Source organism: Ferdinandcohnia sp. Marseille-Q9671 (assembly GCF_976954385.1).
On sequence record NZ_CDRJTA010000004.1, the window covers coordinates 1327936 to 1354924 of the forward strand.

Genomic DNA, 26989 nt, shown 5'->3' on the forward strand with positions numbered 1-26989 from the left:
CATCCCTTCGCTTGTTACTATACTTAGAATAAATGGTAGTGATAAATAAATTGACTAGAAAAGTATAAAGAAAGTGTAAAGAATTATTTCCTTCTATGTATGTATTGTATAAATAGTATGTACAAAAAAAGACACCTCCCTTGAGATGTCCAATCAATCGTACACTTGTCTTTATGTGTAGCGTTCATTTAGGAGTGCCTTACTGCAAACGCAAACCCGTCAAGAAGTCACCAGCCCAGTTGTGGGACTGCTCGCGACTGCATAGTCTTTTTCTTCAATTCTCCCCGCTTCAAATCCTAGTCTCCCTGCTTTTATTGCCAACTTCATTGCCTCTGCCATTTTAACAGGATCTTTTGCACCTGATACCGCTGTATTTAGTAACACTCCATCTGCACCTAGCTCCATCGCGAATGCAGCATCTTTAGGAGAACCAATACCCGCATCAATGATTACCGGAATGGACGACTGCTCAATGATAAACTTTAAGTTAAGTGGATTGATAAGTCCCTTGCCAGAACCAATTGGTGATGCAGCTGGCATAACAGCATGTACTCCAAGTTCTTCAAGACGTCTAGCTAACACAACGTCATCGGACGTATAAGGTAAAACAATAAATCCTTCTTCCAATAATAGTTCTGAAGCTTTTAATGTTTCAATAGGGTCTGGTAAAAGTGTGCGATCATCACCAATGACTTCAACCTTAATCATGTCACATAGTCCAGAAGCTTTTGCCAATCTCGCAATCCGAACAGCCTCCTCCGCTGTTTTCGCACCTGCTGTATTAGGAAGAAGCGTATATGAAGTCAAGTCCAGTTGTTCTAAAAAATTTGGTTGTTCTTCAGAAAAAATATTCATTCTTCTAACCGCAAATGTTAAAATCTCTGATTCCGATACTTCCACCGCTTTTTTCTGAATTTCAAACGAAGGATATTTACCAGTTCCTAATAAAAGTCTAGATTGAAACGTACGATTTGCAATTTGTAACATACTTCATCCTCCTCCTACAAAATGAATGATTTCAACAACATCCCCATGTGAGAGACTTATTGTTTGATAGTCTTCTTTCATGACAATTTCCTTGTTGACCTCAACGATGACAATACGGTTTTCTACCTGATAATGTGAAAGTAATTGTTCAACCGTCGTGACTCCCTCTTGAAGGTCAACGCGGTTTCCATTTAGAATAATTGACATTTTTTTCACCTGCTTACTGTTAGTGGTTTCTGGCGGTCGATTTTAAAGGCCTCCACCCATTCGTTTTTTATTTTTCTTTTGAGTATCAAATCTCGTATCATTTGTCCTGTTGCAGGAGCGAGTAGGATCCCATTACGGAAATGCCCTGTAGCAAATAAAATTCCTTCATCTTCCGGATGGTGTCCTATGTATGGTTTTTGATCAAATGTTTGCGGACGTAATCCTGCCCAGAATGAATCAATTTTCATATCTGCAATAGTTGGAAGCATCATTTTTGCCTTTGCAATAAGGGTGTCGATTCCATCCAGACTAACTCTTTCATTCCAATCATTTTCTTTCATGGTAGCTCCAATCACCAGTTTTCCGTTAGTTCTTGGTACAATATAGTAGCCATCATGAAAGATTGTATGTTTTAATGTTGCTTTCTCATCTAGTACAGAGATGCATTCTCCTTTTACAGGATTTACTTGATGGTCTAACCCAAGTTGCTTAAAAAATGGCGTGCTCCAAACCCCACTGGCAACCACTACTTGCTTGGCTTCAACTCTACTAGTTGCAGTGTGAATCAAGAAGCCATTCCCTTTTTTCTGAATTTCGAATACGGGTGTATATTCGAAAAGAGAAGCCCCTCGTATCTGAGCACTTTTGGCAAATGCCTGACAAACAGAGCTCGGCATCACATTGACATCTTCTTCAATATAAGCTGCTCCTGCTAGATTGGAAGAAACAGAAGGTTCCATCTCCCAAACTTCCTCTTTATCGAGCCATTTTACAGTAGGTTGTGACAGGATAGTCTGAAGTCCATTTCTATCAGATTCATTGTAGACAAGCTTTAAAATACCACCTTTTTTGTATCCGATATCAATACCACTTAGGTGATACAGTTCATCTTTCAATTCCGAGTATGCATATTGACTGCTCCTAGCAAATGGGAAAAATACATCAACATCTCCATCACATTCAGAGTGAGCCCCAAGCATACCACCGGCTGCACTTGTCGATTTGGAACCAATTTGATTGCTTTCAAATATTGCTACCTTCATGTTTTCTTTTGCTAGATAATAAGCAATGGAGCAACCTATAATTCCACCACCAATTATGACTACATCATATGATTGATTCATGATTTATCGCCTCATAATACTGTTTAGTTGAATAGGATGGTTTTTGTGCGGAAAAAATCCCCGACATGACAGCAATGCCATCTGCTTTCGCTTCTCGTACCTTATATATGTTTTTTAAGTTGATACCCCCAATTGCATAAACAGGGATGCGTAGCTTCTCTTTCATTTCAAGAACGGGCTGTGTACCATTTGGAGTCTTTCCTTTCTTACTAGAAGTCTCAAAACAATGGCCATATAAAACATAATCGGCTCCATCCCTTTCCGCCTTCTTAGCTCCCTCAACAGAATGAACAGAGCGTCCTACTTTTATATGAGAAAAACGTTGTTTTACCATTTTTACAGGAAGACCGTTCTCTGGTAGATGGATAGTAGGGATACTCATTAACAAAGCAATATCCAATCGGTCATTTAGGATAATTTTCTCTTTTTCCACACCACCCTCTTCCAAATACTGTAGTAAGGTAATCATTTCTTGAGCTGTTTTTGTCTTTTCACGTATTTGAACTCTGTCGATGGTATTCTTTATTTCAATAATCATGGATGCAAGATTACGTACAGATCGTGTATCATCTGTCACTGCCATTAGCTTCACATTACTCGCTCCTTAAAAAGGCAATTGCTATCTACCAATCTCCTAGTTTCAAACAGATTTCGTATTTTTCTCCATAAAAAAACCACTCTTCTACATAGAAAAGTGGTTTGGTTTACTAATTGTTTACATGCAAACAAGTACAAACAATCGCTACTTTCCTACGCAGGTTCTAACCTGTTCAGGTTTTGAGGGTTTAAAAGTAACTACTTTATTCTCAGCCCTTATCAAGGGATCCCCTAGTACATAACTATTTAGTTGATTGACTATTCTGAGTTCAATTGTCATTCTAATACAATAATTGGAATGTTTCAAGTAATTTCATATAATTATTTTTACTATTATCATATAATACACAAAAATAACAGAGTGACAAGATCGTCTCTCTGTTATTTACTAATTAGGAAGTTTTATTTTGCTGTCTGCGCTGTGCGGTCTTGTAATTGATGTACCGAAACCTCGCCCCAGCTTAAATCCTTCACTCGGTATGTTTCGATTAATTCCTCATCCAACTCAATTCCTAGACCAGGCACGTTTCGATTTGGTACATGTAGATACCCATCTTGATAGGTAATTCTATTTTTCACAACATCACCGATGTACAGCTCTGGACCTGTTGGATCTGATGTATAATTCATATTTACGAGATTTGCTCCCAAATGTGCCATTGATGCTGTTCCGATTGATAATTCCTGAGTAGTCCCAAGAATGACGCTTTTTCCAGCAACATCTGCAACTGCTGCGGCACGTTTTGCTGCCGTTAACCCACCAATAAATACAGGTGAAATGTTAAATATATCAACAGAATCATGTTTGATCATTTCGTATTGCTGTCTTGTACTCCACACATGTTCACTTATAGGATAATCCGTTCTCATGCGAATGTGGTGGAAGCCTTCATGGTCGTTTGCTTGTGCTGGACTTTCAATCATTTCTAGACCAAGATCATACTTACTTAATCGTTTCACAGCCTTTAACGCTGTCTTCCAATCTAGTAGATGACTGAAATCGAGTGACTTTACTTTCACTCTGTCCCCAAATTCACTTTGTACAGCAGCTAAGAATGCTTCGTCTGCATCAAGATTTTTCCCTACATATAGGCGGAACACATCAAAACCTTGCTGAAGGCGCTTTCGAACGACTTTTAGATTCTCCTCTACTTCCTCCATGAATCTCATGCGGAAAATCGGGTAGCACACCTTAAATTTCTCTCTAATTCTACCACCTAGCATATCAGCAACGGAAATCCCAAGATATTTTGCACATAGATCATACAGCGCCACATCTACCCCATTACGAATAAAGCTTCCCTTTTCATAATAATACATTGCCTCTGGGAAGTTCCCTTGTAACTCTTTGTTAAGCTTCATAATATCAAATGGATTTTCTCCAACGAGGATTGATTTCAACACATTCGTTAAATCCTCCACATCTGGTGCGTAGCGTGGTAAATGGGAGAAATCCGACATCTCCCCAATTCCCACAATTCCTTCATCTGAGAAGATTTTTATGATTACATGCTTATTGACAAATCCTGTATGACGCGGAACGCCAACTACGGTTAACGTAAGATCTGTAATTTTCATCTATCATCATCCTATTCTGAGTAATTTTATGTATTAAACTGGTGTAATCGTTACTGTTTTAATAGAAGTAAAGAATTCCTTCGCAGCTTCACCTTGTTCTCTTGAATGTGAGCTAGATTGTTTCATTCCACCAAATGGTGCTTGTAGTTCTACACCTGCACTTTCACCATTCACCTTGATTAACCCAGCATCTATTTCATTAATGTACGTAAATGCTTTTCCGATATCACGTGTAAATAACGAGGCAGATAATCCAAACCTATTATCGTTGGCTAATTGTAGCGCCTCTTCTAGACTAGTAACCTTAAATAAACATAGCACAGGTCCGAAAATTTCTTCTTGAGCAATGGCACTCTTGTTGTCAACATTCTCGAACACAGTAGGCTCTACAAAATAACCTTTTCTGAATTCGATGTCTTCGGGAACCTTTCCTCCTGTTAATAGAGTTGCACCCGATTTTTTACCTTCTTCTATATAATCCAAGACAGTATCACGCTGAGATTTAGAGGCAAGTGGCCCCATATACGTAGATTCAAGTAACCCAGAACCGATTTTGATAGCTGAAACTTTTTCTAAAACCTTTGCTTTAAATTCGTCGTATACCGCTTCTTGTATATACGCCCTACTGGTAGCTGTACATTTTTGTCCAGTATGTTTCATGGCCCCACTTACCGTCAATTCTGCTGCAAGTTCCAAATCGGCATCATCCAGGATAATGGCAGGGTTCTTTCCACCCATTTCTAATTGATACTTAGCTCCTCTTTCAATACAACTCATTGCAACCTTTTTTCCAATCTCATTTGAACCTGTAAAGCTGATTGCATGTACGTCCGGATGATTGAGTAGTCTTTCTCCTACGACTGATCCCTTACCTGTAACAATGTTTACAACACCATTTGGAAATTCTGCTTCTGCAAAGGCTTCCATAATTTTAATAGCGGTTATAGCTGTTTCTGATGCAGGCTTCAAAACGACGGTATTTCCATATACAAGTGCAGGAGCCAGTTTCCAAATTGGGATTGCAATCGGGAAATTCCATGGCGAAATAATTCCAACGACTCCAACGGGCACTCTTGTTGTAAATAAGAGATTCTGACTTCCTCCAGATGGGATGTTGTCACCTATTTTGCGGTATCCCTCTTGGGCGTAGTAGCGTAAAATTTGAACAGCTCGTGTAACCTCACCCTTCGTCTCAGCTAAGGTTTTCCCCATTTCCAATGTTGCTGTTTTCGCAATATCCTCCAACTTCTTTTCTAAAATGTCAGCCGTTTTATGTAAATAGTTCCCTCTTTCTAGTGCGGAGAGATTCTTCCAGGCTGGAAACGCATTTTTAGCGGATTGAACAGCACTGTCCAAATCGGCTTCTGTCGAACTTGGATAAAGTCCTACATTTTCTGCGAAGGCTGCTGGATTTTTACTTTCAAGTGTTTCCCCATTACTGGATTGACTCCAGCTTCCATTAATGAAATTATCATAGACTTGGTTCATTTACGATCATCTCCCCCTTCGTAACAAGTTGCGATGTAAATCCCCAGGAATCAAGGAGATCTCGTACTTCTTTTCGATCGTGTTCATTAAGCGAGGAAACCGGCTGTCTTGTAATCCCCGCGTTTAATCCGATGAGCTCCATTGCTTCTTTAATGACAACCACATTATTTCCGTTATTGTATTTTGCGCGAAGATTTTCGAATGGAACAACCTCTTTCCAAATCTTCCATGTTTTCTCGAGATTATTTGATTGTAAGGCTTCTAACATTTCAAATGATTTTTCAGGGTATAAATTGACGAGTCCGGAAGTGTAGCCTACTGCGCCGGCTTGGAAGAAAAATGGCGCCCATTTTTCAGCAGTTCCACAAACCCAGGCAATATTGTGTTCGGATGAAACGGATTGTACAGTGTTAGCAAATCTAGGGAGGTTATTTACAGCATATTTTACTGCAACGAGTTTTTCTAAGGGGGCTAGTTTGATAAGTACATCGTCACTTAAGTTTGGATCTTTGAAATATACAACAGAAGGTAAATCTACAGCTTCAATAATGGCTTTAAAATACTCATAAGCCCCTTCGTTTGTAATGTATGGGTGAATTGGCATATGAATCATGACACTGTCAGCGCCAACCTGTTGTGCATATCTTCCGAGTTCAATGGCTGTATCAACGGAATATCCAATTCCTGCAACAACGATGGCTCTTCCATTTACATATTCTACAACTCTCTTAATCTCTTCTTTTGCTTCTTCTATTGTTAGGGAATAGAATTCACTTGTGTTTCCACAAGGAACAATGACCTTCACTCCTTTTTGGATTAGAAATTCGACATTGTCCTTTACTCCATCCCAATCAATTTCTCTTGTCTCTTTTTTAAAAGGTGTAATGGTAATACCAGATATGGTTTCAAATTTTTTCTTCCATTCAGCGTAGTACATAATTTCCTCCTTTTAATCGTAATTTGGACAATCTATTACTTTTGTTTCGCACCATGTAACACATCATGAACGGTTCGTAAAATATGTTGTTTCATAAGGTGTTCAGCAAGCCCTGGGTTTCGTGAAACAATCGCATCATATATTTTTCGATGCTCTGTAAAGCCCAATAATAATTCACCTTTTTCTTTTAGAGCTCTCTTTCGAAAAGCCTTATCAAAGCTCCCAATTGTATCCAATATTTGTGAAACCATTGGATTATCTGCAATGTCTCTTATTAACCGATGGAATTTTGTATTTTCTTCGACCAATTGGTTTCCTTCGTTTTTGTTCAGAAGGTATTCCATTTTTTCAATTTGTTGAGTTAACCCTTTTTCTTGATCTTCATTGATTTTCATTGCGGCTAACTGTGCACATGCGCCTTCGACAGATGCGCGTAGAATTTGGACCTCGTGAATATTTGTTTCTGCTAGTGATGATACATACGTTCCTTTCCGAGGGACCGTTTCAACAAGTCCTTCATGACCAAGCATACGAAACGCTTCTTTAATGGGAGTAGTACTAACCCCCATTTTTTCTGAAAGTTCACGTTCCTTTAAGTGATCTCCCGGTTTCAATTGCCCAGTAATTATCGCTTCTCTAAGAGATTCGACAACAATATCCCGTAATGATCGAACCTGTTCCGTTTTAAATGAAAATACGTCGTTGTTTGCGAAATCTTCCATCACAAACCTCCTTTCCTGAAATCTGAAGTGTGATATCTGATATATCAAATACTAGCACGTGTTGTATTTTTTGTAAATACTGATTAGTCTAAAATATTTGACACCTTTATTTTTTTCATTTCATTGTAGGCCATGAACAATGGCGCAACACCATGCCCGTTATTGTCTACCATCTTCTCTCCGAACACGTAATACTCATAATCTCCCTTACGAATGTCGCCTCTTTCAGGGTGTCTGCCTAGACCAGCACTCTTGCAAATACCGCCTAATAATACTTCACCATTCTCTTCTCGTACATACTGTTTCACTGTTCCTTCAAATGCATCAATTCCATGCTCGTTATAGATTTCTGACAAGTATCCTAATCGAACAGCTTTTAAAATCGCATACGACATCATTAATGTTCCACTTGTTTCTAAGTAGTTGCCCTTTTCACCTACATAATCAACTACCTGGTACCACATCCCATTTGATTGCTGATACTGAAGCATACCATCAACAGTCTCTGTTAAAAGATCGATTAGCTCTTGTTGACCTGCATCCTCACCCTCTAGAAGTTCCAACACATCCACTAAGGCCATTGCGTACCAACCGACTGCACGTCCCCATACATGTGGTGAATGTCCTGTTTCCTTATCACACCAAAACATGCTGCGGCTTTCATCATATGCATGGACATATAACTTAGTATTGTCATTATATAGATACTTTCTCACGTTTTTGAATTGATTGATTGTATCTGAGTAATCCTTCTTCGCAATAAATTCCTTGATATATTGTACATAGAATGGCTGACCCATATATAAACCATCTAGCCAAATTTGATTTTCATAATTGGATTTATGCCAGAAGCTGCCGCTAGTTGTGCGTGGGTATGTATCTAGTTGGGAATACAATAAATCTAAGACTCTCTTATACTTTTCATCTCCTTCTTTCTTATAAAGAGTAAATAAAATATTCGCCATTCGGATTTGATCAATGCTGTAATATGTAATGTCAATTTCCTCTATAACTCCATCAACATTATAAAGACGATCAATATAGTCTTTTACAAACTCATAATCTTCCTCATTACCTGTATCCTCATAGCTATCCAGGTAAGATTTTAAAATACATGATTCAATGTAATGCCAACGGTGCGAATACCATTTCCCTTCTGATTGCTTATAATCCTGTCTTAATTTTTCAACTAGTTCAATGTTCATTTGCGTTCCCCTCCATTAGTCATAATAAGATAGTGTAATAAAATTCTGATATTTCATATTTCAATTTTAAAGCTAGGATGAAAGCGTTGTCAATATCTATTCGTTTTTCAAAAGCGTTTCCTAACCCCTACAAATCCAGTGTTCATGCGGTTCTGACGCTTGTTCTTATTAGTTAATTATTTAAAACAGTTAAAAAATTCTAAAAAAAGTATTTACTATTTCAACCTCATCCTTTAAGATAAAAAACATGATATATCAAATATCAAACACAAAATACCAAATACCAAGGGGTTGATCTTATTGAAGAAAGCAGGAAAGGTTCTTTCTCTCGTTTGTGCCGCTACAATTGGTCTTAGTACATTAGCTGCATGCGGAAATGAAAACGCTTCATCGGATGATACGTACAAATTCTCAGCTATGGTTAAACTCCACTCCCCAGAAGTTCCTAACAAAAAGATTTTAGACGTCCTCTCAGAAAAAACCAACATGGAATTAGATATTCAATTTGTCCCTGCAACAACATATCCTGAAAAAGTAAATGCCCTATTTGGAGCTGGCTCATTCCCTGACTCAGTTGTATTAGATTTAGATATGCTTACCCAATATCATGAAGCCATTCAAGATGGACAGTTTTGGGAAATTGGTCCTTACTTAGATGAATTTGAGAACCTAAGTAAGATGAAAAAAGAAGTTCTTGAAAACACAAAGGTGGATGGCAAGCTTTATATGATCTATGAAGGTAAGCCACTTTCACGTCAAGGTGTCATTTACAGAAAAGATTGGGCCGATAAGCTTGGTCTTTCCGCTCCAACCAACATTGATGAATTTTATGAAATGCTGCGAGCTTTCACGGAGGATGATCCAGACGGCAATGGTAAGGATGATACATTTGGACTGACTGATCGAAATGAATTAATCTTTGGTGCATTTAAAACAGTTGCATCCTGGTTCCATACTCCAAACAATTTTGGTATTGAGGATGGAAAAATCAAGCCGGAATTTATGTTCCCAGAATATATGAAGACGTTAGACTTTTTCAGAGACTTACATGAAAAGGGTTACATAAACCAAGACTTCCCTGTTACAAGTAAAACAGATCAGCAAGCATTATTGAAAAATGGAAGAGCAGGTGTGTATGTCGGTTCAATGGGTGATGTACAATCACTCTATCTTGATACAGCAGCAAACAATCCTGGCGCTGAACTTGACGTACATAACAGAGTTGCAGGTCCAGATGGGAAATTTACTGTTTGGTCAATACCAGGATATGGTAATGCAATTCTCTTCCCTAAATCATCTGTTAAAGATGAAGAAGAGTTAAAAAAGATTCTCGGTTTCTATGATTACCTAATGACTCCTGAGGGTGCAAATCTAGTATTCTGGGGAATTGAAGGTGAACATTATACAGTCGAAAACGATGAAGTGATTATCAAAGACCAAAACCTTTTTGACAAAGAAGTCTTGCCTATCCAAACACTTGAAATTGCAGAGCAAGAAACGAATGGCAGATTAAAGGCGAAGTACGATTACGAACCAATGGCGAAGGCAGAAGATTTATTTATTGATAACGAGTCCTATTTAATCCAAGACCCAACAGTTGGTCTTCACTCCCCTACTTTCAATGAAAAGAGCATTAGCTTACAACAAATCATTGATGATGCTACTTATAAATATATGATTGGACAGCTAGATAAAGCAGGATTTGAGGCAGCCGTTCAAGAATGGGTAAAACAAGGTGGAGAACAAATCATGAAAGAATTCACGGAAGCTTATCAGAAGAAAAAATAATAAGTATCAAGGACCTGTGGGTACTCGCCTGCAGGTTTTTTTATTGTAGCTACTACTTTATTACACCGTCTTCCCTACCATTTTCCCTAGAACCTACTACTTTTTTACTAGTTCATTGTACAAGTTATTCTAGTTTTTTGACCATTTTTACTAGAAAACAAGCTTTTGTCCAATGCACTTGCTCTCGTTTTACATACATTATGATTGAGACGTCTCCTACAAAGAAATCTGAAGGGAGGATGACATCTATGAACATAGCTGCATTGTTAGTTGCTGTGTTATTCTTTATCGCGTTGCTAATTACTCTATTACTAGGAAGCCCACAACAACGCAATATCGTTAGAGATTGTATCTCTGACATTCTAGGAACAATCGGGTAACGTATAATCCCACCAACTTGAGTTTTCCCTTAGATAGGTTTCTATCTGAGGGAACTCTTTCTAAATTTAAACTGTAAATGAGGTGAGAAATATGAGTGGAATGAATGAGAAAGAGCAACAGACGGAATCAACCAGTGCACTAAATACAGACGATATGAATGATTTAATGAAAGTGGCAAAAAACTTATTTAGTCCAGAAACATTAGGGAAATTATCAGCAAAATTTGAAGAGAGCGACGCTGCTTTTGTAAATGAAGAGATTATTAAAAACGTTTCGAAACTACCTGGTCTAAAGGATCTGAATCTAAATGGGTTATCCGGATTAAATTCAGGGGCTGGAATAGGAGGTTTGGGTAGCATGTTTAAAAAATTGACTACTTCGTCATCAAATAAAGATGATGTAAACACAAAGCTTAAGGAGATCCTAGAAAAGCTAAATCAAATGAATCAACCTGGTAATGACTCTCCGGATAATGATTCTACTTCCCTCTTAAATGAAATAAATGGTAGACTTATTAACTTGCAAAGTGAAATGAATCTACATCATAGGGTCAACCAATCGATTTCAGAGCTACAGGATGATATGTACGATTTACTAACACGATTCGATGAAATGAATGAAAATCTAGCAAATACGAAAAAAAAGAAAAAGAAAAAAGACTAAGTTCTTATCTATGATAAGGAACATTTGTAACGAGGCTCCGCTTCCAACCTATTTTGGGGCCTTTTCGTTTTGTTTGTAGTATTTTGCTAGACATGTATAGAAAAAACTGTAAAGCATACTCAATAAGTAGACTTTACAGTAAGATCGTAACAAACTGACTATGTGATTCTCTTGCCTAAAGCAGCGGCTTTATTCTCCCATTTACACAAGTATTCTTCTAATTTTTCACATATATAGTACCTATAAAACGAAATCATCGTAAATGGGTCTACTAGTTCGTTTACGGCATGCAACTGAAGCGGTGCTGCCTCTTTTTTCCACTTTTTCAAGTCTGATATAATGTATTGAACATCCATATACTCTGTTACTTTCTCAGGATCGATTACTCGACTTGGAAACAAAGGTACATTCCAGCCTGAAACCTCCGAGAGTATAGACTCCATCTTCCGAAAGACTTGTTTTACTTCCATTTGTTGATCATCAAAAATTGAATAAAAGTCTTCTTCAATCTCCTCAAAATCATCACCCCAAGTTAAGCGAGCAAAGTAATAACTGTTTAGTAACTGCAGTAATTCCCATGGGAACTGGTGATCCAAGTCACTAGCATCTTCTTTTGGAATGTACGGAACAATTAAATTGACCATTTGTTCAATTCCTAGATTAGAGTACATCTTGATATCCTCATGTATCCTGTGAAATAAAGGTGGGAATAAATCACCCAACATAAAATGGTCACTGTAATATTCAAAAACGGTTAGTTGTTGTTGATTCGCTTTTGTTGCGTGACACCATTTTTGTAAGGCATCATATGCTCGTTCTTCCTTCGTAAAGGACTGCTGATAATTTCGACCCCAATAAGCGAATAGCGTATTCACTGTTTTTGAGCTCGCACCCCCATCAGCAAGTTCTAACATATCCCACGATAATCCTGCATTGTAGGCTATATGTTCAACTTCAATACTAGGAAGCTCTTTCTTTACTTGTTCAGTAAATTCGATGTAGCATGTTAAGAAATCTTGGTCATCGTCAATCCCAATATCTGCTGGCCACAATGATAATCGATTGATGGATGAGGATTGTTCAAGATAACCCCTTATTTTATCAATAAGTGGTGCTTTCCACCCATCATCTTTATAATTAATCTGCTGTTTATCCGAGTCTGAGATACCCTTTAACAAATAGTGCATACTATGTCCGCCGATCGTAATGGACAGTCCGCGTTTTTCTATCTCTGGCTCGACTACTTGCTTTACTTTATCCCATAACATAAATGTAAAGAACAGCTCGTTGATGTAATGTTTTCCTGCCCAATCAATTAGCTGTAACAGAAATGAAGTGTCGTCATAATTTTCAATGACTAACCCCCTTCTCTTCATGTTCCCATTTTGGACGGTAGATGGGACGAAACGATCTTCCTTGTATTCAAGTTTTTCCTTTGATAAAAAATTGACCCATTTAAAGCCAAACAATTTTTTACATAGATGATATACACCAAATAACACGGACCTTGGATTTGAACCGATAATATAGATGTCATTTCCTTTGTATACGACTTGAAAAGCATCAACCAAAGAATCTGTAAGTAAAGGTTGATCAAGTAAACCTTTTTCAAGAAAGTCTTTTTCAAGCCCAATGATAAATGAATAAGAGATAGGTTGATGAACCTGTCCCCCATACTTTAGTAGCTCTTCTTTCGCAAATACAATAGTTGTTTCCTGACTCAGTATACTACAAGTAAAAGCTGTCATATAGCGTCTCCTTCCATCAATCAAGGATGGATTGATCTAGTTCTTTTAAAATAAGTCCAGTTAAGATAATGGCATTTGTCCAACCACTTTCAATCACATATGCACCCCAACCAGTGTCACCGTTATTTCCGAAATACTCCCTGCTATCCAAATGGAAGGAACGCATCCAGCCCCCATCAAATTCCTGCTTTTGAGACGAGATTTGGATAGACGTTAAAAAGGTTCCCAATTTATCATTCATCTCTTTCACAGCCGGGTCACTCGTTGCCTTCCACGCTTCCCATGCATTCATAAGTAAAAAGTTATTGGTATATAATTGGTCAGCAATACCCTCCCCATTCATACGGAACACACCTGTATCTTCGGTCCCATAGCGCTCTGGATCTGGATTATCACTTTCCTCAATTCCTCCTAGTTCATGTTGCTTATCAGCTAAGTAGGAAAAGATTTCATATAAACCGTTGCGGATACGATTATCTTTTGTAACGGCATACATTTGGGCTAAAGCTAATATAAATCGACTGTACCCTGCCGTCTTGCTATACATGAACGTTAACTCATTTTTATTCTCGAGCATATATAAGGTACCTTTTTTAGCTGTCTGTAAGAAACGTTCATCTTTTGAAACATCATACGCTTGTATAAATGCAGCATGAACGATTGATTCAAAATGAGGATTCATACTGGCTCCTGTTGACTCTTGAAAATAAGTAACCCCTTTGTCGAGTAATTCATGTTCACGAATGCATTCCGGACGTAATCCGTTACTATTTTGCGTGTTTAGCAGAGCGTACGCGGTTAATAAGCCTCTTTTCTTATACTCTTCATTGCCTGTTTTTCGGTATAGATATAATAACACCAGTGCAACCCAGCTATTGTCATCTGAAAATATCTGATCCGGCTTGCTCTTAGGACTTTGAAACCACTTCCAAAAACCGTATGTAGCGGAGGAAGGGTCTGTATCTTGATAACCCGCTTCAAACAAGTAGGTGAGTAAATTGCTAGATCTCTCCCCCCACGTTTGATCCTTCGAATATTCTCCATACAAGTAAAATAGCAATGCACTATGGGCATGACAATCTGGTCGATAATCCTTACTTATATCACTTCGAATCGAATGAACATTTTCATAAATTCCAAGAGTTCCATCATCCTTTGGTAGAATCCCTGAATGCAAAAACCAGTTCATGCCCTTTTCGATTGTCTTTTTGCTTTCCGTTTCCTTGGAAGGTTGAATAACGGATGGAAGGCTTTGAATGGGCAGCCCAAAGTCATTTTGCAGCCATTGTATAACGTTATTCCATAACCAATTCGGTAGTAATGTCCAATTCTGGTCACTTCCTAAAAAGGAAAACGTGGAATAAACGGCTGTTCCTTTACCGTGTTTCTTCATAACAATACCAGGATACTTCCCTTTTTCTTCTGTCCTATGTGTTTCTTTGAAAAGACCAATATCCAATAATCTCTCTGTATCAAAGGTAAAGCCTGTCAAAAATGGACCCTGCCATTCGAGTACCTGTCCTATTTTACAATAGGGATTTTCCGTTGAAATGACGGCTTTTTCGAGACGTCGGTTGGTAACTGCAAAGTCTTGCTTGAAACCGAAAAGACGGGAGGATGGAAAGTCTTCACAATTCAGTAGTTCTCCGTACACTATTCCACCCTGCTCAACAAATGCCCAAAGCTTTTCAAGTAATTCGTAGTCTAACTTCATCGGTACCCCATTGTTGTTACCATTAATAAAAATGGAGTGATAGTGGCGGAGATCTTCATCTAGTAATTGATTTGGATTTGAAAAGTGATGTGTATGGTTCACAAGACTTTTCATGTTCTTACTTTTGTCAACGACAGCAATCATTACAAACACCTCATACCTTATGGATTTTTGGCCACTCCAGTTCAATACCAGCTTTCACTAATTGTGATTGAAAATCTTTTAGATATTGTTCATTGTTCCGTACGTCATGTGGTACAAGCCCATGATCGATGCAATATGATGCTAAATGTCCTGCAGCTTCCCCGATATTCCATTCAACAGGGTGAAGTCGATAACATCCATTTGTTATATGTGTGGTACCGATATTTTTACTTGCTGGCAACAAATTCTGGACTCGGATTGGTATCAAACTACCAAGGGGAATTTGAAAAGGGTGTGCCGAAAAATCGATATATGTGTTCATCCCTGTACTAGGATGAAGATCGAGACGGTAACAGCCAATTCCTACACTATCTTCAAAATAGGTAGCACTCTCTTTTCCTTTTATTTCACCACTGATATGTTGTTCCTTTACTGTGAATTCTGCTTTAATTCGTCGTGATTCGCGGATATATGGGTACATCGCCAAACCATCTTCTGTTCCCAAAATGTCCTTTCGTAACCGTATCCCTGGATATCCGAATCCGCCATCTGGACGAGGTGCTTCCGTCTGCATCCAATACAGCAGTGATAAACTTAATTGTTTGGCATTATATAAATGCTTGGCTTTCTCTTCACGGGTTACATCAATGATTGGACCAAGCCAGTAATCATTTTGTGGCCAATTCACTACTGTTATATCACTTTGATACGTACCCTTTTCAAAATTACTGCTATCTACGATTCTCCGATAATTCCATAATGAAAATGTATTTGGTTCATAAAAAAAGGAATACTGAATTGGTTCCAAGGTATGAGGCACCAGTCCCCACCAGCTTAATTGCTTTTTCGGCCAAAAGTCAGCACGATAGTTTTTCCAAAACTCATATTGAGCTGGCTTTTCAATTGTATGCTCTTCCCCGTCTATATGATCAATGGCAAAACAATAGGTAAAAGCTTGCATATTAGAGGGCTCTGCTTCTTTGGCTGCATGGTCTTCACCTGTATCTGCTTGTGATTCAGCACCGGTCACATACTCGACATTCGCAAGAGGCAACACATCACCGACTTCTGTTGCATCTAAAAAATACGTTCCTATTAATAGATAAGTCTGATCTGTTACGTTGTGCTGAACAGTAACAGCACGAACTTGATTATCTTCTGTTTCTGCTTTTACAATTTTGTATTCGAGTAATAAGGTGAGCTTCCCGTTTGAAAGATAAGGAGCAAGCATATCATAGAGCACGTGCAACGCCACTCTTGGTTCATGACTAATGGTACTCACAATTGCATTCCCTGGATCAAATTGATCATTGAAGCGTTGCGTTGTCGTTACTGGGTAATTGGTTGTATAGTATTCTCGTATTTTGTTTCGGAACTTTCGATAGTTTCTTGTTGCGCCAAAGCTTTCGATCCATGGGTGTTCATCTGGCGGCACGCCTTGGCTTGTAATTTGACCACCAATCCATTTAGTTTCCTCTGTCATCAGTACCGTTTTTCCAGTCTGTAGGGCGGACAGTGCAGCAGCACACCCTCCGAGACCTCCACCTATAATCACCAAATCTGCATGTAATTCTTGAGAGATTGTCAATGTTTCACCCCGTATCTTGTCTTGGTTTTCCTCAGTTTGAATGGACGTGTTTCCTAGCTGAAAAGAGCAACCTTACCATTCATAAATTCTGTACGATTGCATTCAACCCCCACCTATATATGTGGGGGCATCATTATTTTTTATTTTAGCCGACAGATTACTTCAATTTTACAGGCATTTTATCTTCAAAAGATTGATAGGCTGCTAGAGCAACTTCGACTGCTTTTAAGCCTGCGTGTCCTGTAGCAAGTGGGGATCTACCTTCTTTCACACTCGCTACAAAATCCTCAATCAAACCTGCGTCCATATCGTCTCCCCATCCAATCCATTTGACACCTTCTTGATTGGAATATAAATCGATTTTCTGTGAAAAAGCATCAACTTTTATTGTTCCTTTTGTGCCGATGATTTCCATGGTTACATCGCCCCAAGTTGGATAATAGTCATTTCTTGACCAACTACAATCCAATGTAGCAAACATTCCATTTGTAAATTCCATCGTAAGAATGCCGCTATCATCAATTGGGTGATCAATATACAAATTGCCGATTTCTGCATATACTTCTTTTACTTCTGCTCCTGTAACCCATCTCATAATATCGACAACATGGACCGTGTGATCAAGAACGGCCCCACCACCTGATTTCTCCTTATCGATAAACCACCCTCCAGGATTGGTTCCGCGATTTGTACCTTTTATCGCTAAGATATCCCCTAAGGCACCTTGATCCAACCATTTTTTCGCTTGCTGAATAGGTGTGTTAAATCGAACAGGAAACGCGGTTCCTAATAAAACTTTATTTTGTTCACATACCCGGATCATTTCTTCCATGTCTTGTAGAGTAGTAGCTAATGGTTTTTCACATAGTACATGCTTCCCGGCATTGGCAGCTGCTACCACATGCTGGTGATGAAGACTGTTCTCAGATGTGACAATAACGGCATCAACATCAGAATCTAGCAATTCTTGATAATTTTTATAATACGTTGTATCAAAAAGCTTGGAATACTTCTGACCTCGTTCTTCATTATCATCAGCAATTCCAGCTAACGTAACACCTTTCATCTTTTTCAGAACAGAAGCATAACTAGTGGCATGCATATGGGCAAAACTAATAATTCCAATTTTCATATTAGTTCTCCCCCTTTTGATTTAGAATGACAGGTACCCCTGTTTGTAAGGATTGAAGAGCTGCTGCTGAAATTTCCAACGCTTTATATGCATCCTCTGCCGTAACAAGTGGTGTTTCATTGGTCTTCAAACATGTTAAAAAGTGTTCTAGCTCGATAAAATAAGGTGATTTTTTCAAGGGACTTTGAGGGACCGCAACGCCAGCTTTTTCCTCACTACTTTGTTTGAGAGAAAGTAAAACGGGCTCTTCTTTTAAACTATCATATTCAATAATTCCTTTTTTACCGGCAAATTCAAACTGAGTAGAAAATCTGTCATGTGCCCAGGATCCTTCCACATGTGCAATGACGCCGGTTTTGAAAACCAATGTTACGATTGCATAATCAAGATGCTCCAGATTTTTTTCAGCGAGCCCTTTTGCATATACTCGTTCAACTTCCCCAAACGTCCAACGTAGGAAATCAAAATCATGAATGATTAAATCAAGAATCACTCCACCACTTTTCCCATGGTCTGCATACCAGTCGCTCCAACCTGCTGGGAAGTTCCCCCCACGTCTCGTACGAACAACCCCAACATCTCCGATTGCACCATTCGTAACAAGCTGTTTTGCTTCTGAATATTGCGGGAAAAACCGTACAACATGGCCCACAAATAATTTCACATTTTTCTCATTACAATAATCAATCATTTCTCTTGCATCCTGGAGGGTGTACGCTAATGGTTTTTCACATATGACATCGATTCCATAATCGGCTGCCTTGAGTACATACTCCTTATGTAGGAAAGTAGGAACACAAATATCAATCACATCGATATGTTCGAGTCCGTTTACTGCTTCTTCTACCGTTTGAAATACTCTCGTATCATGATCTCCAACAATTTTTTTTGCTTGTTCGGTTCGTATATCAACAATTCCGACTACATGTACATCCTTCATTGCATAATAGGAGGTGGCATGTTCCAATCCCATTGTTCCTGCACCAATTACTAACACGTTTTGCATAAGATCGACCCTCTATTCCATAGTTTTTCGTGATCTGTATGTTTCTAGTGATGAAAAGGAGTTGGGATAAAGAGTTACCCTCTCTCCAGACTCCCCTTTCTATCTCTTTATAGGCTATAAACCTACTAGTTACTACATGTGAAAATTACCTGCTGTTGCAATTCGATGGTAAAAATGGTTACCTAAAGAACCTTCTGCAATTCCATTTGGCCCATCGTGTACTAGTCTCTTTTCTTCTAATTCTTCCATTTTCTCAATGTTACCCTCAAGCCATTGTTGAATTCGTAATTGTATCGTTTCCAATCTGGCAATAAGTCCACCATAGCGGAATTCGATAATTTCCCATCCAAAAGGTTTGTTTGAAGAGAACCAAACTTCCCGATGTTTGCTATGAAGCGCCCCTACCACTTTGGCCATTTCTTTAAGTTCATCCAAGAGAGTAGTCATTCTCCCCTTATCGTGTTGATCATAGGCAGCCTTCAACTGGATTCCTATCTCTGCTTTCACACCCAACACTCTTGCCAGATGTTCATAAAACCCAAAAACGTGAGATGCATGTGGGTTTCTTTCTTTCGCAGCTTGCAATTGAGGTACTAGCGCTTGATAATGCGCATTCATGTCAAGCCCACGGATATTTTCATCAAATAGGCCCATTAAAGGATCCTGCCATAATAAAAACTTTGAAGCGTTTGATGAATGTAGATTATTTTTCATAACGCCAGGCGTCTCGTCTAATTGATTTAGAATGAGAAAATCCTCTAAATGATTGCCCGTACAGAAATGAAACCGTTGGGATAAGTGTTCCTTTGTGACTGTTTCATGGTAGGTATGCTCTGCGTAAAGCTGAATGACAGGCAGTGCTGTTGTAAGCGGTGTTTCTGCTCCATTATCTCCCCACAATGTTGTAAAGATTTCTTGTAATCCATCTTTTTTACACGCAGCTAAGGCAGCCTCTGTTGTCTCAAATGCTCTCCCGTAGTTTGGTGAAATTCCATTCCATGTCCATGCTCCACCAGCAAAAAGGGTATCCCTACCTAGCTCCTTATGCTTTTGAATATAAGAACGATAGAACTCCTCGTCATCATGATAATAGTCCCAATACACAAGTTGAATATTTTTAGGAATAGAATGTATTGCTTCCTCTGGTATAACTAAGTCTTTATCGTAGTATTCACCGAGTTTTGAACCGAGTCGGAAATACATATCACTCCAGATCATAGGTTTCAATCCATAACGCTCTGCAATTGAGACGACTTGATCTAGATGACGATTCATTATGTCAAAACGATTCTCATACCCATTCAAATCTAAATACCGACCTAGCCCAAGTTGATGGGCTTCATCCATTCCAATATGAATGCGGTTTGATTTGAAAGGTCTTGAAGCAGCCTTGATCATACTTTCAATAAAATCGTATGTTTTTGATTCTCCAACTAATAAAATATCAGCTGTATCTCGTATCTCTTTTGCGTAACCCCATTTTAAAGCCATTGATAGATGGGCGAGAGTTTGGATACATGGAATCATCTCGATGCCAAAGGTATCTGCATATTCATCACATACATTTAATTCCGCTTCCGAATATCGGCCACGCATATACCCAAAGTACGGATAATCGGGTACTTCATATGTATCTTCTGTGTAAAGCATAACAACATTTAATCCCATGACAGCCATTTGTCGTAACAGAATTTTAACACCATCTACTTTTAGAACGGCATTTCTGGAAACATCAAGCATGACGCCACTTGTCTGAAATTTAGGTTGTTCCGTTATTTGAAATTCACCACTTTTGGTATAGTTCTCAATCCAAACACCGATAGCACGAAAGAAATGAATTTTTTCTTGAAAGAATATCTCACCTTTTCCGCCTTTATTGCTTACTACAATAGGACCAACCCTCTGTGTGACAGATATGGGATATCCGTCTTCGTGTAATTGAATGTTCAGATCATCTGATAATAACTGTAACCCATCGATGATGGAATGTGTTTCGCCCTGTAAATTGATTTTCATATACGTACCTCTTTTCATTTCTACTATTCTCATATTATTCAAGAAAAAAAAGATTATTTACGCTTGTATACATGTTCACCTTTTATGAACGTGCTTTCCACTTCTATATCTTGTGATAAGATGACTAGATCCGCATCATAGCCAATCGCAATCCTTCCCTTTCGATCACCGAGCCCACTTACAGTAGCTGGATTATAAGAAGCCATATATACAGCCTCTTCAATCGGTATGCAACATCGATTTACTAGAAAATGGACTGCTTTATCTAACGTTAATGAGCTTCCAGCAAGACTACCATTCGCCAAAGTTACTTTTCCTTTTTGTTTGTAGACTGTTTTCCCACCAATTTGATGATACCCATCCTGTAATTGATTCGTCCCTGTACAATCCGATACCAAGGTAATGTTATCTGCACCTTTTATGTGATAAAGCCATTCAATCATTTTCGGATGGACATGAAGTCCGTCTGCTATGACTTCACAATGTAACGCTTGTATGTCAAGGGCCGCAAAAGCTGCTGTTGCTGTCCGGTGTGAAATCGGTGCCATTCCATTGAAGCAATGCGTTACTCTTGAAAGACCGTGTCTCATTGCTTCCTCGATATTTTCATAGTTAGCGGCCGTATGACCAGCTGATATCGCTATTTTTTGATCATGTAAATAGTCAATGACATCTAGTGCATTTGGTAGCTCAGGTGCTAATGTGATTATTCGAATCAACTTTTCAGCCAATTTGGTAATAGATTGTACGTCCTTCAAAGTTGGATTTAGGATGAACTCCGTTCTTTGCGCACCCTTATATTCTTGATTAATCCAAGGTCCTTCTAAATGAATACCTACTAGTTGGGAACCAGTACGTTGTTCATCTGCAACTTCCTTACTTAACAAAAGGAAGGTTTTAATATCCTCTAATGAAGCAGCCCTTGATGTTGACAAGTAACTTGTCACACCAAATTGTGGGAGCCCATCTTGAATATGATAAAAACCTTCCTTTGTACAGTCCATAAAATCAACACCATTCAGACCGTGAATATGAGTATCAATAAAACCAGGACAGATCCACCCATCTATTTGGTAGAAGGGTAGATCCTTTCGTATCATAGTAGACTTTTTACCAACGAAAATGATTTTTCCGTCTTTGATTTCCACAAGCGTATTTTCATAGCTTTTCTTATCCGTAACAACATTTCCGTATACGTAAAAGTGGTTACTCATCATAGACTTCCAAATCCTTTCCGTTTGGTACCTGACTTTCTTCTATTTAAATGAGATTAATTTTGTAAGTGTTGTAGATTCCTTGTTTAACAATTTTTCAAATTCCTGTGGAGCATCTTCGAATTCTACAACCTCTGTTAAAAACGGAGAAACGTCGATTCGTTTTTCGTTCACAAGTCGTATATATTCTTCAAGGTTCCTGCCTTCTGTCCAGCGTACATATTCATACGGATAATCGATGGCTTCCTTTTCATAGACGCTATCATATCTACCCGGCCCACCTGCTCGAGAAATAAGAAGCTGCGCCTCTTTCCCAAACATGAGGTTACGTGGGAAATCAGGTTCAATATCACCTACGATGACTGCCTTACCTTTGTTTCGAATCCAGTTCAAGCATTCATGAGTAAGCGGAGAGCGTTTCCCTCCTACACATAATAGAACGGCATCGGCACCACGAGATTTTGTTTCAAGCCTAATTGCCTCCTCCATCTCCTCAACAGTCGCAAAGGATTTGATAGTGTCTTCCTTCAGCATTTCTACTCGACTTTCGTGTAGGTCAAATGCAATTACATTATAGGAAGCTGCGTTGGCAATTTTTGCAATTAATTGTCCGAGAACACCAAGACCGACAATAACGACAGTTTCACCAAATTGAAGGCTGGCAATGCGAAGGGCGTGAATGGCAATCGCTCCTAAGCCACCTAAAGCAGCTTCTTTCGGATCCACAGATTCGGGAACCTTCGCATATAGTGTTTTTGGTACAAGCAAATATTCATCATGATGTACGTATGGTGCACCATAGCAGGCTACCAAATCACCCTTCGTTACATCCGTGATGTCGCTTGAGCATTCAATAACTTCTCCCATTGCACTGTATCCTAAGTGAAATTGTTTATTTTCACTCTGTGAAAGCATCGAAAGTTCCGTTCCAGGTGAAATAACGGAATATAATGTTTTAACTAGCACATAAGATGATCTTCCTTCCAGGCTTGGCATTTCATCTTCAATGATTTCAACTTTCTTGTTGTGTGCGACCAATCTTTTCATTTGAAATCCTTCTTCCGTCGATTATTTCGCAAACCACTTTGATAAATTTGCTTTTACAAATTCGTCATCATGTAAATGTGGATAGTTTGCATAAATCCGATCCAACTCTTCTGACTGGCCTGGACTTAGCACTTCGCGATCAACTAAACACCAATTTCCTTGTAACAAACCCTGTCTTGCCAATATTTCATTAATTCCAGCGATACTTCCTTTAAATGAGTTGCGAGAATCAAATATTGCTGCATTTGCATCTGTGATTTGTTGTCCAAGTGTTAATAGCCCATTAGGAACCGATTTCTGACCTCTTACCATCCTAATTTCCTTAAAGGTATCAACAACTGTTTTCGTCCATACGGACCAGTGTCCGAGAAGACCACCAACAATTTGCTTTTCGATTTTCTGACCTCCAACAGTGAATTCAAAGGTCGTTACTAAATCATTAATGATGTTATCGTCATTACCCGTGTAAAGAGCGATTTCCTCATTTCGAGGAGAATGGCATACGGCGCGAACAACGTCAATAGAACAATAGCGATCAAATGGAGCAATTTTTATTGCATGAACATTTGGAATGGAAGCAAATCGTTCCCAAAACTCATAGGTAAATATTCGGCCGCCTACTGCTGGCTGCAAATAGAAACCGAATACGGGAATAACCTCTGCCACTTTTTCAGCGCGCTCTAGTAATTCATCTTCAGATAAATGATTCAAACCACCCATACTCAGTAGTCCTAAATCATAGCCAACCTCTTTACTGAATGTTGCCTCCTGGAGAGCCTGTTCCGTAGGTCCACAAATCCCTGCCACTTTAATAAAATCATCCGGTACCTTGGCACGCTTTGTTTCTTCAATCGCGATGGATAAGACTTTTTCATACAGGTTAAACTCAGGATCACGAATTTCAAACTGAGTGGTATGAACCCCTACTGCAATCCCACCAACACCAGCATCGATATAGTAACGAGTCAGTGCGCGTTGACCAGCTTCATCCAGCTGTCTATCTTCCGTTAACGCTAGCGGATGGGCTGGTATGACTGTGCCTTCATGAAGCTTTTTCTTAACAGCCTCGTTTAGCATTAAAATGCACCTTCTCTTTCTTGGAAGTGTGTTGGTTTATTGATTGTCTGCCCATCACTCACAACCCAGTGAGCGATCATGTCAATCATTTGTTGAACCGTTACTTTTGGATACCCAAATAATTTATGAGCTTGTGACGCATTGTTTAGTAACGCTGTTGGGTCTTCACTATTCACAAACACAGGTTCTTTTTCCATTCGTTTTCCAAATTCTTTTGCTAGCCATCTAACTGATAATGTTTCAGGCCCAGTAACATTGATGATCTTTGGTGGATAATTTGTATGCAACAAGGAGCGAATCGCGTATTCATTTGCATCCCCTTGCCAGATCACATTAACATTCCCCATTGTTAAATCAATTGGATTGCCTTTGTGTACGGATTTTGCAATTTCAAGTAGAACTCCGTAGCGTAGATCAATCGCATAGTTCAAGCGGAAATGAACGATTGGCGTTTGGTTTTTATGAGAAAAGTAAGTTAGAACTCGCTCTCTACCTAGGCAGGATTGTGCGTATTCACCAACTGGATTTGGTGCTACATCCTCTGTACACCCATTGCTTAAAACAGAAGTCAGTGGATATACATTCCCGGTTGAAAAAGAAACAATTCGCGAGTCTTTAAACTTTTCTGCAATGCGTCCTGGTAAATAAGCGTTCATAGCCCATGTACGATGCTCATTTCCAACTGTTCCAAATTTTGTGCCAGCCATGAAGATAATGTTCTTCACATTTGGCAGGTTTTGTAGGTCTTCTTCATTCAAAAAGTCCGCTTTGATTGTTTCAATACCACATGCTTCTAATTCATCTATTAAACTCTCATCTGAGAATCTTGCGACACCAATTACTTTTTTTGCTTGACCTGACTGATCAACAGCCCTTTTGGCTAATTTCGCTAAAGTCGGTCCCATTTTTCCACTTACACCTAATATCATGATATCTCCATCAAGTTGCTGGAGATCCTTTATTAAATCTGTGCTAGGTGTTGACATAAAATCCTCTAATTCTGCAATCGTTTCCATCTAAATCCTCCTCGTAACGTAGTTTAGCTGTTTCTACAACATAAAACTTTGATAATTCTGAATTACCTTTATTTTATCTATGACATTATTAAAAGACAAGTCACTTAAAGGTCTTTTAATAATTAGTTAAAATTGATTGACATTTCTAAAAATTCCTTTTACTCTTATAGTATGATTATTTAAAGACATTTCTTTAATATGTCTTTTAACAGGAGATGACATGATGAAAACAAATCAATTATCAGACAATGGTACTGAAATTATTATCGGCATAGTCAGTCCCGAAGCACTTGAAAAGGAAATAATGAAAGCGCTTGAAGCATTTCCTAATTTTCAACCGATCTTTTTACACTCGACCCCATCTTCTATCGAATCAGAGGTACTAACTAGCTTACTCATTAAAGTGGAAGTTCTATTGTTTACGGAATTTCCTACTTATTTAAAAGCCAAACAGCTTATCAATTTTTCGAAACCAGCACATTATGTACCTTTAATGGGGACAGGTCTTTATCGGTCTTTATTCCTGATTAAAAATAAATATGATAGTAAACACTTCTCCATCGACACGGTTGAAGAAAAGTACATTCGCCGGATCTTATACGAATTAGATGAGACGAACTTTACCTGTACATCCTCCCCCCACTCCAGTCAGCCAGATTCATTTGAGGAAATTGTTCAATTTCACCAAGAAAATTTTAAAAGGTATGGTTCCATTGCGATTACCGGTGTTCAAGAAATCTCACAAAGGCTTTCGGATGTAAACATACCAAATGAATGGGTCACCCCGACTTCCCAAGACTTAATCGTTTCACTTGAGCGTGCATTGCTTGCGACGGAAGCGCGTAAACATAAGGAATCTCAAATCGTTTTTGGAATCATAGATATCGACAAGTTTGATAGAGCTACAGAAAAATATACATCAGAGCATGAAGTACAAGTATTTAAGTTAAAGTTCCAACAAATGATGTTGAATTATACAAAGCTCCTTGATGGACATTTAATCAATTCCGGTGGTGAAGAATTTTCTTTTATTACCACTCGCGGTATTTTTGAACGAGAAACTCGTGGTTATAAATTTATCCCCTTATTGAATAATGCGAAAACCGAACTAGGTGTATCAATCAGTATTGGAGTTGGGTTTGGGCTCTCGGCAGCTGAAGCTGGCAACCACGCAAGACTTGCACTCCGACAATCAAAAGAGTTAGGCGGTAATGTCTGTTACATCGTTCGTGAAGACCAGAGTGTAATTGGGCCAGTTGATATGATAACCGATACCCAATATGAAAAATATGACTTATCGATCACAGATGCTGAACTTCTCCAAAAGGCAGAAAAAGCAGGAATGTCTGCTGCCTATATGACAAAGCTTATGGCAAGGGTAGCGCGCCATAAGAAATTTGATTATACGGCTCAAGAGCTAGCTGATACACTAAACATTACAACAAGAAGTGCTCATCGCATCCTATTAAAATGGATGGATGCCAATTTAGTAGATATTGTAGGGGAAGAAAAAATCACCTACAAAGGAAGACCTAGACGAATTTATCGACTTAGCTTCATCATTGATGAAAATGAATAAATACAAAGTGAGAAAAAATAAACAGCGGGTA

At 38.7% G+C, this 26989-nt stretch carries 23 protein-coding genes and 1 riboswitch; of the genes, 4 read left to right on the forward strand and 19 right to left on the reverse strand.

The window, feature by feature from the left end; translation table 11 throughout:
- Positions 1-219: 219 nt before the first annotated feature.
- From ACWNMY_RS21750 to ACWNMY_RS21790, 9 genes are all read right to left on the reverse strand, one after another.
- Complete coding sequence (locus tag ACWNMY_RS21750; protein ID WP_449540337.1) at positions 220-987, reverse strand: thiazole synthase; 768 nt, start codon at positions 985-987, stop codon at positions 220-222.
- A gap of 3 nt (positions 988-990) precedes the next feature.
- A complete protein-coding gene (gene thiS / locus ACWNMY_RS21755; RefSeq protein ID WP_449540338.1) occupies positions 991-1194 on the reverse strand; it encodes a sulfur carrier protein ThiS in 204 nt (67 codons plus the stop codon).
- Positions 1195-1199: 5 nt separating this feature from the next.
- Positions 1200-2318: a glycine oxidase ThiO gene (gene thiO, locus ACWNMY_RS21760; RefSeq protein WP_449540339.1), complete on the reverse strand. Its 1119-nt coding sequence runs from the start codon at positions 2316-2318 to the stop codon at positions 1200-1202.
- Entirely contained in the window at positions 2302-2901 is a 600-nt protein-coding gene (locus tag ACWNMY_RS21765) for a thiamine phosphate synthase (RefSeq protein WP_449540507.1), read from the reverse strand. Before ACWNMY_RS21765 ends, thiO begins: the two co-directional genes overlap by 17 nt.
- A 147-nt stretch (positions 2902-3048) precedes the next feature.
- Positions 3049-3158, reverse strand: a riboswitch (TPP riboswitch).
- A 159-nt stretch (positions 3159-3317) separates the two neighbouring features.
- On the reverse strand, positions 3318-4493 hold the full coding sequence (locus tag ACWNMY_RS21770) for a mandelate racemase/muconate lactonizing enzyme family protein (RefSeq protein WP_449540340.1): 1176 nt from the start codon (positions 4491-4493) through the stop codon (positions 3318-3320).
- A gap of 33 nt (positions 4494-4526) precedes the next feature.
- On the reverse strand, positions 4527-5981 hold the full coding sequence (gucD, locus tag ACWNMY_RS21775; RefSeq protein ID WP_449540341.1) for an alpha-ketoglutaric semialdehyde dehydrogenase GucD: 1455 nt from the start codon (positions 5979-5981) through the stop codon (positions 4527-4529).
- Positions 5965-6918 (reverse strand): dihydrodipicolinate synthase family protein, encoded by a 954-nt coding sequence (locus tag ACWNMY_RS21780; RefSeq protein ID WP_449540342.1) that lies wholly within the window; start codon positions 6916-6918, stop codon positions 5965-5967. The genes gucD and ACWNMY_RS21780 overlap by 17 nt, the downstream gene beginning before the upstream one ends.
- A 35-nt stretch (positions 6919-6953) precedes the next feature.
- Positions 6954-7640 (reverse strand): GntR family transcriptional regulator, encoded by a 687-nt coding sequence (locus ACWNMY_RS21785; RefSeq protein ID WP_449540343.1) that lies wholly within the window; start codon positions 7638-7640, stop codon positions 6954-6956.
- Between the two features lie 83 nt (positions 7641-7723).
- A complete protein-coding gene (locus ACWNMY_RS21790; RefSeq protein ID WP_449540344.1) occupies positions 7724-8845 on the reverse strand; it encodes a glycoside hydrolase family 88/105 protein in 1122 nt (373 codons plus the stop codon).
- A gap of 294 nt (positions 8846-9139) precedes the next feature.
- Between ACWNMY_RS21790 and ACWNMY_RS21795 the strand changes: the two genes are divergently transcribed.
- The 3 genes from ACWNMY_RS21795 (at position 9140) to ACWNMY_RS21805 (ending at position 11677) form a co-directional block, all read left to right on the forward strand.
- Positions 9140-10633 carry an extracellular solute-binding protein gene (locus ACWNMY_RS21795; protein WP_449540508.1) on the forward strand — a complete coding sequence of 498 codons (1494 nt, stop codon included), beginning with the start codon at positions 9140-9142 and terminating at the stop codon, positions 10631-10633.
- A 248-nt stretch (positions 10634-10881) separates the two neighbouring features.
- On the forward strand, positions 10882-11013 hold the full coding sequence (locus tag ACWNMY_RS21800) for a hypothetical protein (RefSeq protein ID WP_449540345.1): 132 nt from the start codon (positions 10882-10884) through the stop codon (positions 11011-11013).
- Between the two features lie 91 nt (positions 11014-11104).
- Entirely contained in the window at positions 11105-11677 is a 573-nt protein-coding gene (locus tag ACWNMY_RS21805; protein ID WP_449540346.1) for a hypothetical protein, read from the forward strand.
- A 158-nt stretch (positions 11678-11835) separates the two neighbouring features.
- On the opposite strand, the gene ACWNMY_RS21810 is transcribed toward ACWNMY_RS21805, so the two are convergent.
- From ACWNMY_RS21810 to ACWNMY_RS21855, 10 genes are all read right to left on the reverse strand, one after another.
- Positions 11836-13425, reverse strand: a complete 1590-nt coding sequence (locus tag ACWNMY_RS21810) for a hypothetical protein (protein WP_449540347.1) — start codon at positions 13423-13425, stop codon at positions 11836-11838.
- A gap of 16 nt (positions 13426-13441) precedes the next feature.
- Positions 13442-15283 (reverse strand): hypothetical protein, encoded by a 1842-nt coding sequence (locus ACWNMY_RS21815; protein WP_449540348.1) that lies wholly within the window; start codon positions 15281-15283, stop codon positions 13442-13444.
- A 10-nt stretch (positions 15284-15293) separates the two neighbouring features.
- Positions 15294-16865: an FAD-dependent oxidoreductase gene (locus ACWNMY_RS21820; protein WP_449540509.1), complete on the reverse strand. Its 1572-nt coding sequence runs from the start codon at positions 16863-16865 to the stop codon at positions 15294-15296.
- A 163-nt stretch (positions 16866-17028) separates the two neighbouring features.
- Positions 17029-18003, reverse strand: coding sequence for a Gfo/Idh/MocA family protein (locus ACWNMY_RS21825; protein ID WP_449540349.1), 975 nt, complete (start codon positions 18001-18003; stop codon positions 17029-17031).
- 1 nt (position 18004) lies between these two features.
- Positions 18005-19009: a Gfo/Idh/MocA family protein gene (locus ACWNMY_RS21830; RefSeq protein ID WP_449540350.1), complete on the reverse strand. Its 1005-nt coding sequence runs from the start codon at positions 19007-19009 to the stop codon at positions 18005-18007.
- 132 nt (positions 19010-19141) lie between these two features.
- Complete coding sequence (locus tag ACWNMY_RS21835; RefSeq protein ID WP_449540351.1) at positions 19142-21025, reverse strand: family 20 glycosylhydrolase; 1884 nt, start codon at positions 21023-21025, stop codon at positions 19142-19144.
- A gap of 53 nt (positions 21026-21078) precedes the next feature.
- Positions 21079-22242: an N-acetylglucosamine-6-phosphate deacetylase gene (nagA, locus tag ACWNMY_RS21840; protein WP_449540352.1), complete on the reverse strand. Its 1164-nt coding sequence runs from the start codon at positions 22240-22242 to the stop codon at positions 21079-21081.
- A gap of 39 nt (positions 22243-22281) precedes the next feature.
- Positions 22282-23286, reverse strand: coding sequence for a zinc-dependent alcohol dehydrogenase (locus ACWNMY_RS21845; protein ID WP_449540353.1), 1005 nt, complete (start codon positions 23284-23286; stop codon positions 22282-22284).
- 21 nt (positions 23287-23307) lie between these two features.
- The gene (locus ACWNMY_RS21850) at positions 23308-24363 is read right to left on the reverse strand and encodes a dihydrodipicolinate synthase family protein (protein ID WP_449540354.1); all 1056 of its coding nucleotides are present in this window, start codon (positions 24361-24363) and stop codon (positions 23308-23310) included.
- The gene (locus tag ACWNMY_RS21855) at positions 24363-25379 is read right to left on the reverse strand and encodes an NAD-dependent epimerase/dehydratase family protein (RefSeq protein ID WP_449540355.1); all 1017 of its coding nucleotides are present in this window, start codon (positions 25377-25379) and stop codon (positions 24363-24365) included. The genes ACWNMY_RS21850 and ACWNMY_RS21855 overlap by 1 nt, the downstream gene beginning before the upstream one ends.
- Positions 25380-25602: 223 nt before the next feature.
- Here ACWNMY_RS21855 and ACWNMY_RS21860 point away from each other — a divergent pair, with 223 nt between their 5' ends.
- Positions 25603-26958, forward strand: a complete 1356-nt coding sequence (locus ACWNMY_RS21860) for a hypothetical protein (protein WP_449540356.1) — start codon at positions 25603-25605, stop codon at positions 26956-26958.
- Positions 26959-26989: the final 31 nt, after the last annotated feature.

What these genes read in the sequence shown, in the direction of transcription:
- ACWNMY_RS21750 (WP_449540337.1), bottom strand. Translation starts at nt 987, where the DNA reads ATGTTACAAATTGCAAATCGTACGTTTCAATCTAGACTTTTATTAGGA.
- thiS (WP_449540338.1), bottom strand. Translation starts at nt 1,194, where the DNA reads ATGTCAATTATTCTAAATGGAAACCGCGTTGACCTTCAAGAGGGAGTC.
- thiO (WP_449540339.1), bottom strand. Translation starts at nt 2,318, where the DNA reads ATGAATCAATCATATGATGTAGTCATAATTGGTGGTGGAATTATAGGT.
- ACWNMY_RS21765 (WP_449540507.1), bottom strand. Translation starts at nt 2,901, where the DNA reads ATGGCAGTGACAGATGATACACGATCTGTACGTAATCTTGCATCCATG.
- ACWNMY_RS21770 (WP_449540340.1), bottom strand. Translation starts at nt 4,493, where the DNA reads ATGAAAATTACAGATCTTACGTTAACCGTAGTTGGCGTTCCGCGTCAT.
- gucD (WP_449540341.1), bottom strand. Translation starts at nt 5,981, where the DNA reads ATGAACCAAGTCTATGATAATTTCATTAATGGAAGCTGGAGTCAATCC.
- ACWNMY_RS21780 (WP_449540342.1), bottom strand. Translation starts at nt 6,918, where the DNA reads ATGTACTACGCTGAATGGAAGAAAAAATTTGAAACCATATCTGGTATT.
- ACWNMY_RS21785 (WP_449540343.1), bottom strand. Translation starts at nt 7,640, where the DNA reads ATGGAAGATTTCGCAAACAACGACGTATTTTCATTTAAAACGGAACAG.
- ACWNMY_RS21790 (WP_449540344.1), bottom strand. Translation starts at nt 8,845, where the DNA reads ATGAACATTGAACTAGTTGAAAAATTAAGACAGGATTATAAGCAATCA.
- ACWNMY_RS21800 (WP_449540345.1), top strand. Translation starts at nt 10,882, where the DNA reads ATGAACATAGCTGCATTGTTAGTTGCTGTGTTATTCTTTATCGCGTTG.
- ACWNMY_RS21805 (WP_449540346.1), top strand. Translation starts at nt 11,105, where the DNA reads ATGAGTGGAATGAATGAGAAAGAGCAACAGACGGAATCAACCAGTGCA.
- ACWNMY_RS21810 (WP_449540347.1), bottom strand. Translation starts at nt 13,425, where the DNA reads ATGACAGCTTTTACTTGTAGTATACTGAGTCAGGAAACAACTATTGTA.
- ACWNMY_RS21815 (WP_449540348.1), bottom strand. Translation starts at nt 15,283, where the DNA reads ATGATTGCTGTCGTTGACAAAAGTAAGAACATGAAAAGTCTTGTGAAC.
- ACWNMY_RS21825 (WP_449540349.1), bottom strand. Translation starts at nt 18,003, where the DNA reads ATGAAAATTGGAATTATTAGTTTTGCCCATATGCATGCCACTAGTTAT.
- ACWNMY_RS21830 (WP_449540350.1), bottom strand. Translation starts at nt 19,009, where the DNA reads ATGCAAAACGTGTTAGTAATTGGTGCAGGAACAATGGGATTGGAACAT.
- ACWNMY_RS21835 (WP_449540351.1), bottom strand. Translation starts at nt 21,025, where the DNA reads ATGAAAATCAATTTACAGGGCGAAACACATTCCATCATCGATGGGTTA.
- nagA (WP_449540352.1), bottom strand. Translation starts at nt 22,242, where the DNA reads ATGATGAGTAACCACTTTTACGTATACGGAAATGTTGTTACGGATAAG.
- ACWNMY_RS21845 (WP_449540353.1), bottom strand. Translation starts at nt 23,286, where the DNA reads ATGAAAAGATTGGTCGCACACAACAAGAAAGTTGAAATCATTGAAGAT.
- ACWNMY_RS21850 (WP_449540354.1), bottom strand. Translation starts at nt 24,363, where the DNA reads ATGCTAAACGAGGCTGTTAAGAAAAAGCTTCATGAAGGCACAGTCATA.
- ACWNMY_RS21855 (WP_449540355.1), bottom strand. Translation starts at nt 25,379, where the DNA reads ATGGAAACGATTGCAGAATTAGAGGATTTTATGTCAACACCTAGCACA.
- ACWNMY_RS21860 (WP_449540356.1), top strand. Translation starts at nt 25,603, where the DNA reads ATGAAAACAAATCAATTATCAGACAATGGTACTGAAATTATTATCGGC.